This is a genomic window from Streptomyces sp. NPDC054866 (genome assembly GCF_053610745.1).
The window spans coordinates 1,943,373-1,950,180 of record NZ_JBSGZA010000001.1; the positions used below are offsets into that span (position 1 = coordinate 1,943,373).

The 6,808-nt window shown below is 70.7% G+C and carries 7 protein-coding genes; 4 read left to right on the plus strand and 3 right to left on the minus strand.

Annotated elements, in window-relative coordinates; genetic code table 11:
* Nucleotides 1–137: 137 nt before the first annotated feature.
* The 3 genes from ACWGI2_RS08450 (at nucleotide 138) to ACWGI2_RS08460 (ending at nucleotide 3,647) form a co-directional block, all read left to right on the plus strand.
* Nucleotides 138–1,298: a family 2 encapsulin nanocompartment cargo protein terpene cyclase gene (locus tag ACWGI2_RS08450; protein WP_453694577.1), complete on the plus strand. Its 1,161-nt coding sequence runs from the start codon at nucleotides 138–140 to the stop codon at nucleotides 1,296–1,298.
* 14 nt (nucleotides 1,299–1,312) lie between these two features.
* A complete protein-coding gene (locus ACWGI2_RS08455; protein ID WP_453694578.1) occupies nucleotides 1,313–2,197 on the plus strand; it encodes a geranyl diphosphate 2-C-methyltransferase in 885 nt (294 codons plus the stop codon).
* Nucleotides 2,198–2,366: 169 nt separating this feature from the next.
* Nucleotides 2,367–3,647, plus strand: coding sequence for a cytochrome P450 (locus ACWGI2_RS08460; protein ID WP_453694579.1), 1,281 nt, complete (start codon nucleotides 2,367–2,369; stop codon nucleotides 3,645–3,647).
* Here ACWGI2_RS08460 and ACWGI2_RS08465 read toward each other — a convergent pair.
* Complete coding sequence (locus ACWGI2_RS08465; protein ID WP_453694580.1) at nucleotides 3,644–4,042, minus strand: tautomerase family protein; 399 nt, start codon at nucleotides 4,040–4,042, stop codon at nucleotides 3,644–3,646. The genes ACWGI2_RS08460 and ACWGI2_RS08465 overlap by 4 nt on opposite strands.
* A gap of 129 nt (nucleotides 4,043–4,171) precedes the next feature.
* Here ACWGI2_RS08465 and ACWGI2_RS08470 point away from each other — a divergent pair, with 129 nt between their 5' ends.
* Nucleotides 4,172–5,047, plus strand: a complete 876-nt coding sequence (locus ACWGI2_RS08470) for a LysR family transcriptional regulator (protein ID WP_453694581.1) — start codon at nucleotides 4,172–4,174, stop codon at nucleotides 5,045–5,047.
* Between the two features lie 222 nt (nucleotides 5,048–5,269).
* On the opposite strand, the gene ACWGI2_RS08475 is transcribed toward ACWGI2_RS08470, so the two are convergent.
* The gene (locus tag ACWGI2_RS08475; RefSeq protein WP_453694582.1) at nucleotides 5,270–5,899 is read right to left on the minus strand and encodes an alpha-ketoglutarate-dependent dioxygenase AlkB; all 630 of its coding nucleotides are present in this window, start codon (nucleotides 5,897–5,899) and stop codon (nucleotides 5,270–5,272) included.
* A 100-nt stretch (nucleotides 5,900–5,999) separates the two neighbouring features.
* Nucleotides 6,000–6,266: a GlsB/YeaQ/YmgE family stress response membrane protein gene (locus ACWGI2_RS08480; protein ID WP_453398860.1), complete on the minus strand. Its 267-nt coding sequence runs from the start codon at nucleotides 6,264–6,266 to the stop codon at nucleotides 6,000–6,002.
* Between the last annotated feature and the right edge of the window lie 542 nt (nucleotides 6,267–6,808).

Sequence of the window (6,808 nt, forward strand, 5' to 3'; positions counted from 1 at the left end):
CCGCCTCCAGGCCCGCCTGATCGCTCGCAGGCCTGCCCAGAGATCCGGCGGACGGCCGCGACAGCCCGGAAACTCCCCGGGCCGGGCGCCCATGCCCCGATCCGGGAGAGCCCACCCATCTCACCAAGGAGCCACGGATGCCCGAACCCGGGTCTTGCCCTCTGCCGTCGAGCCCGGCCCTGGAACGCATCCTGCGAGGCCCGAGCGGTCTGGGCACGGCGGCCCTGCACCTGGGCCGACGCGTGGAACCGCCGGAGCCTCCGGAGCCCCCAAAGCGCCCGGAGGCCCCAGAGCGCCCGGAGGCCGAGGCGCCGGCGGAGGCCCTTCACATCCCGGGCCTCTACTACCACCCCGTACCGGACCCCGACCCCGCGCGGGTGGAGGAGGTCAGCCGCAGGATCAAGGCCTGGGCGGTGGACGAGGTCGAGCTGTACCCCGAGGAGTGGGAGGGACAGTTCGACGGCTTCTCCGTCGGCCGCTACATGGTCGCCTGCCATCCCGACGCCCCCAGCATCGACCACCTGATGGTCGCCACCCGGCTCATGGTCGCCGAGAACGCGGTCGACGACTGCTACTGCGAGGACCACGGCGGCTCGCCCGTCGGCCTCGGCGGGCGCCTTCTCCTGGCACACACCGCACTCGACCCCCTGCACGCCACGAAGGAGTACCAGCCGCAGTGGGCCCAGTCGCTCCACGCGGACGCCCCGCGGCGCGCCTACCGCTCCGCGATGGAGTACTTCGTCCAACAAGCCACCCCCTCCCAGGCCGACCGCTTCCGGCACGACATGGCGCGACTGCACCTGGGGTATCTCGCGGAGGGCGCCTGGGCGCAGACGGACCACACCCCCGAGGTGTGGGAGTACCTGGCGATGCGGCAGTTCAACAACTTCCGCCCGTGCCCCGCCATCACCGACAGCGTCGGCGGCTACGAACTGCCCGCGGACCTGCACGCCCGCCCCGACATGCAGCGGGTCCTCGCGCTCGCCGGGAACGCCAGCACCATCGTCAACGACCTGTACTCGTACACCAAGGAACTCGCAAGCCCGGGAAGGCACTTGAACCTGCCCGTGGTGATCGCCGACCGAGAGAGCGTCTCCGACCGGGAGGGCTATCTCAAGGCGGTCGAGGTCCACAACGACCTCATGCACGACTTCGAGGCCGAATCCGCCGCCCTGGCCGCCACGTGCCCCCACCCGAACGTGCTGCGCTTCCTGCGGGGCGTGGCCGTGTGGGTCGACGGCAACCACTACTGGCACCAGACCAACACCTACCGCTACAGCCTGCCCGATTTCTGGTAAGGACGGAATCATCTGTGACCAGCACTGAAATCACCACCGTCAGCGGTGCCTCCGCGTTCGTCCCCGCCCCGGCGACGCCCTACCAAGGCGACATCGCGCGCTACTGGAACAACGAGGCGCGGCCCGTGAATCTGCGCCTCGGCGATGTCGACGGGCTCTACCACCACCACTACGGCATCGGCGACGTCGACCACGCCGCCCTGGGGGACCCCGACGACAGCGAGCACGAGAAGAAGCTGATCACCGAGCTCCACCGCCTGGAGTCCGCGCAGGCCGAAGTCCTCCTGGACAACCTCGGCTCTCCCGGGCGTGACGACACGCTCGTGGACGCGGGGTGCGGCCGGGGCGGTTCGATGGTGATGGCCCACCAGCGCTTCGGATGCAAGGTCGAGGGCGTCACGCTGTCTGCCAAGCAGGCCGACTTCGCCAACCAGCGCGCCCAGGAACTCCGCATCCAGGACCACGTGGGCGCCCGCGTGTGCAACATGCTCGACATGCCCTTCGAGACCGGGCAGGCCGCGGGCTCGTGGAACAACGAGTCGAGCATGTACGTCGACCTGCACGACCTCTTCGCCGAGCACTCGCGGATCCTCCAGGTCGGCGGCCGCTATGTGACCATCACCGGCTGCTGGAACCCGCGGTACGGCCAGCCCTCGAAGTGGGTCTCCCAGATCAACGCGCACTTCGAGTGCAACATCCACTCCCGCCGGGAGTACCTGCGGGCCATGGCCGACAACCGTCTCGTACCGCAGGCCGTCATCGACCTGACGCCCGAGACCTTGCCCTACTGGGAGTTGCGGGCCACGTCCTCGCTCGTCACCGGCATCGAGGAGGCGTTCATCAACTCGTACAAGGACGGCTCCTTCCAATACGTCCTGATCGCTGCCGACCGCGTCTGACCGTACGGCGACGCGAGGTGCCGGGCCGCCACACGACGGCGGCCCGGCCCTTTCGGTGCTCCAAGTGCGGTGGCAGGGCGCCCTGTTGCGTGCCGATCCGGCTCACCTACAGTGCGTGAGGCCCGCCCTCGCCCGTGACGACGTACAGCCGCCGACCAGGAGCAGCCCCTTGGCCACCCGCCGCGTCCCCGAGCTCGATCCCGCCGTCGTCGAACAGTGGCAGGCCGGGGGAGGGCAGCTCATCGATCTCCTCACCCAGGCGCGCGAACAGCTCGGCGGTGTCGCCGGCTTCCGGCTCGGCCCGCGCCCGACCGTGCTGATCACCGACCCCGACGCCGTGCAGCATGTGCTCGCGCTCCATCCCGGCAGGTACGTGAAGCGTTCGCACCGCGCCCGGCTGCTGATCGGTGACGGAGTCCTGGCCGCCACGGGCGAGGCATGGCAGCGTCAACGGCGGCTGCTGCAGTCCCAGTTCACCGGCCGGGGCATGCGCCGCTACGAGCAGCGGATCGCCGAAGCCGCCCGGACCTCGGCGGCGCGCTGGGCCGCGTACGCACGCACCGGGCAGGTCTTCGACGTCGGCGACGAGATGCGCCGCTTCGCCCTGGACACCATCTGGCGCTCCCTGACCGGACGTCCCCTCGACCCGGCGACGGAGCGTGAACTGGCCGCCGTGCCCGCCGTGGTGGCCGCCCTGCCAAGCCTGCCCGCCGACAGCGCGGCGGCCCAAGGGGCGGTCGCCGCCGAGCTGGCCCGCATCGACGCCGTGGCGAGCCACGCCATCGCCGCGGCGCGCGACAAGGCGGCCGGACCCGACGGTCCTGGCCTGCTGCACGTCCTGCTCGAAGCGGCCGAAACGCGCCCCGAGTACACCGACGGGCTGATCCGCGACGAGCTCGTCACCCTGCTTGTCGCCGGGCACGAGACCACCGCCACCACCCTGACCTGGCTCTACCTCCTGCTGGACCGCAACCCTCAGGCGCGTGAACAGGCACTCGCCGCGGGTGCCGAAGGCTCGCCCGAGCGGCGGCAGGCCGTCCAGGCGCTCGTCCACGAAGCGCTGCGGTTCTACCCGTCCGCCTGGATACTGCCGCGCAGCGCGGCACAGGACGACATCCTCGCCGGGTACGAGGTCGAAGAGGGCACCGACGTACTGGTCTGTCCCTACCTCACCCACCGGGATCCCGAACTCTGGCACGCCCCGGCCCGATTCGACCCGGCACGCTTCACGGCCCCCGGCCGACGCCCCACCCACCCGGGAAGCTACTTCCCGTTCGGCATCGGCCCCCGGGCCTGCCTGGGCCTGCAGTTCGCCCTGCGGGAGTCGACAGTCCTCCTGGAACACCTGCTGCCCACCCACACCCCGAGCTTCCGCTCCACCCCGGAAGGGGCCGTCTACAGCATCACGGTCCGCCCCGACGGCCCGACACCCGCGGTGCTGGCCGGTTAGGTGGCCGTCGCGGCCCGCCGGTAGTAGTCGAACTGGGTCACCCCGTGGTAGCCGTAGCTCTCGGGATGCAGTTCGTGCAGCGCGACTCCGGACCGGGCGAGCGGTCCGAGGACGTCCGTCAGGAGTTGACCGGCCTCGGCGATGAAGGCCGCCTTCTCCGCCGCGCTGTTGGTGCCCAGGGTGATGCTGACCTCCACGTGCGCGTCGAGCGCGCCGGTCAGTGGCTTGCCGTCGACGAAGTACCGGTCGGCCGGAACCACGTCGATGTGGACGATCGTCCGGGCGCGGGACTTGCCAAGGGCCGAGACCGCGAGGCCGGTGAGACCCTCGGCCAGGGTGCGCTGCGTGGTGATGGGAAGGGCGGCGTCGGTGACGGTGACGCGGATGAACGGCATGATTCTCCTCGGTACGCGAGTACGAGCTCGGCGGCGGGTGCCGGCCGGAGCCGGCGGCACGGAGCAAGCCTCGCCGACCTGCGACGATGGATCCAACGCACCGAAGTCATAGCTCTATGAGGCCGCCGCATGACCGTGAACCTTCCCCAGCTGAGGGCCTTCCTCGCCGTAGTCGAAGCGGGCGGCTTCAGCGCGGCAGCCGACGAGCTGGGCATGAGCCAGTCCGCGGTGTCGCACGCCGTCGCCTCCCTCGAACGTGAACTGACGGCTCCGCTGCTGGTCCGCGCCACGCCGGTACGACCCACGGCGCTGGGGGAGCGGATCCTGCCGCATGCCCGTACCGCCCTGGCGGCGGCCCGGTCAGTGGAGCAGATAGCGGCCGAAGCCGCGGAGACGATGACCGGCACCGTGCGGCTGGCCTGCACGCCGACGGTCTGCCAGGGGTTGATCCCGGGCCTGCTGCGGCACTGGGCCGATGAGCAACCGCGGGTGACAGTACGGGCCTTCGAGGGCGACAGCACAGAAGTGTCCGCCTGGCTGGCGGACGGCGTGGCCGACGCGGCCATCGTGATCGATCCGCCGCCCGGGCCCGGCATCCACCTGGCCGATGACCACTACCGCGCCGTGCTGCCCCGGGACCACCCCCTGGCGGACGAACCGCGCGTGGACATCGGGGACTTGGCGGACGATCGGTTCCTGATCTCGCCCGACAACTGTGAGGACCGCATCCGTACGATCCACACGCGGGCCGGGCTGCCCTTCGACCCCGCCCACCGAGTGCGCGATCTGACGACGCTGATCAGCATGGTGCAGGCGGGCATCGGCGTGACCGTCCTGTCCGAGGTCTCCCGCTCCCTGCTCCCGTCCGACCTGGTCCTGCTGCCGCTGAAGCCCGAGATGTCCCGCCGCCTCGTACTGACAGGGCCGCACGCCCGCCCCTGGAACCCGGCGGTCCGCACACTGGCGGAGTCAGCCGCCTCCCACTTGGCGCGGACTCAGTCCTGAGGGGCAGAAAAAAGCCCCGGTCCCTCGCGAGAGGGACCGGGGCTTGTCGCGAGCGCTGGGCAGGCCTTGCACCTGCATTTCCCCGCAGGAAGCGGGGCGTCTTTCCTTGGACGACCAACGCCGGGCCCGCTGCCGGGAGTTCCTGGCCGCAGGCGCAAGATCAACTGTAGCGCATGGGGCGGGTTGGCCGCACCCCGCTCCCGTACGTCTGCGGGCGGTCGGTCACTGCACTCCGTGCGGCCGGAACTGGATGCTGATGCGTCCACCGGCGGCCCGGGTCGACTTGGGGATGGCGTGTTCCCAGGTGCGCTGGCAGGAGCCGCCCATCACGATCAGATCGCCGTGCCCGAGCGGGCGTCGGACGACCTCGCCGCCGTGGCGCGGGCGCAGCAGCAGGTCACGGGGTGCTCCCACGGAGAGGATGGCGACCATCGTGTCCTCGCGGGCGCCCCGGCCGATGCGGTCGCCGTGCCAGGCCACGCTGTCGCGCCCGTCGCGGTAGTGGCACAGGCCCGCCGTCGTGAAGGGTTCGCCGAGCTCGGAGGCGTAGTACGCGGAGAGGGCTTCGCGGGCCTCGTCGAGCACGGCGTGGGGGAGTGGTTCGCCGGAGCGGTAGAAGGCGAGCAGGCGTGGGACGTCCACGAGCCGTTCGTACATCTGGCGGCGCTCGGCCTTCCATGGGACGTCCGTGGCGAGCCGCTCGAACAGGACGTCGGCGCCACTGAGCCAGCCCGGCAGGAGGTCGATCCACGCACCGTCACCGAGGACCGTCCTGCGGATTCCGTCCAGAGGGCGCAGGCGCACGTCATCGCTCTGATCGAAGAGCGAGCCCTGGAGCTGGTGCGTTGCCATGCGGCCAGTGTACCGAATGATTCGAACATGCGAGCTAATCCGAATGACGGTGGCTGCGTGTCGCCGCGAGGCCGCCGGGTCTGGCGCGAGGCCACCGGGTCTAGCGGGTCCGCTCTCCCGTGATCAAGCGATAGAGGATCAGGACGATCACGGAACCGACGACGGCGGCGATCCAGGTCGACAGATGGAAGAACCCGTTGATCGAGTGGACGCCCAGGACCACCTTGCCCAGCCAGCCGCCGAGCAGCCCGCCCACGATGCCGATCAGCATCGTCACCAGGCAGCCTCCGGGGTCCTTGCCGGGAGTGAGGGCCTTGGCGATGGCTCCCGCGATGAGACCGATCAGGATCCAGGCGATGATGCCCACGAGTGTGTTCCCTTCCCTTGTGCGCGTGCCGGCGTGTGATCTGCCGCCGGGCACTGGGACCCCTGTCCGCCCGCGGACCCCGCACACGGGACCTTGGTCATCAACCACGGGACCAAGGTCATCCCGCTCGGTGGATGTGAAGAGAGCGTTGCAGTCTCTCCATAAGTTCGGGGCCGTGAGCAGGACGGTCACGGGCAGGCGAGGAGAGAAGCCGCGAGGAGGACGCTGCCGATGCTAGTTGTCGCTCTTTTACTCCTGCCGGCCATGGGACTCCTGATCATCGCCATGGACCGCATAGAGGACCGGATGAACGGGGAAGCGCGGCCGAGAACCGATCGGCGCGTACGCCACCTTCGCCTCGTCCACGGCGGAGGGCACGCGGGACGTCATCGAGCGTCCGCCGCCGAGCATCGCAGCGACGCGGCCTGAGGCACGGCACGACGAGAGGGCGTCGGGGGGGGGGGGCGCCCCCCCCCCCCCCCCCCCCCCCCGCAAGGGCCGCCCCCGCCGGGGGGACCGGCGGGGGGGAAAGCGGCGGGAGA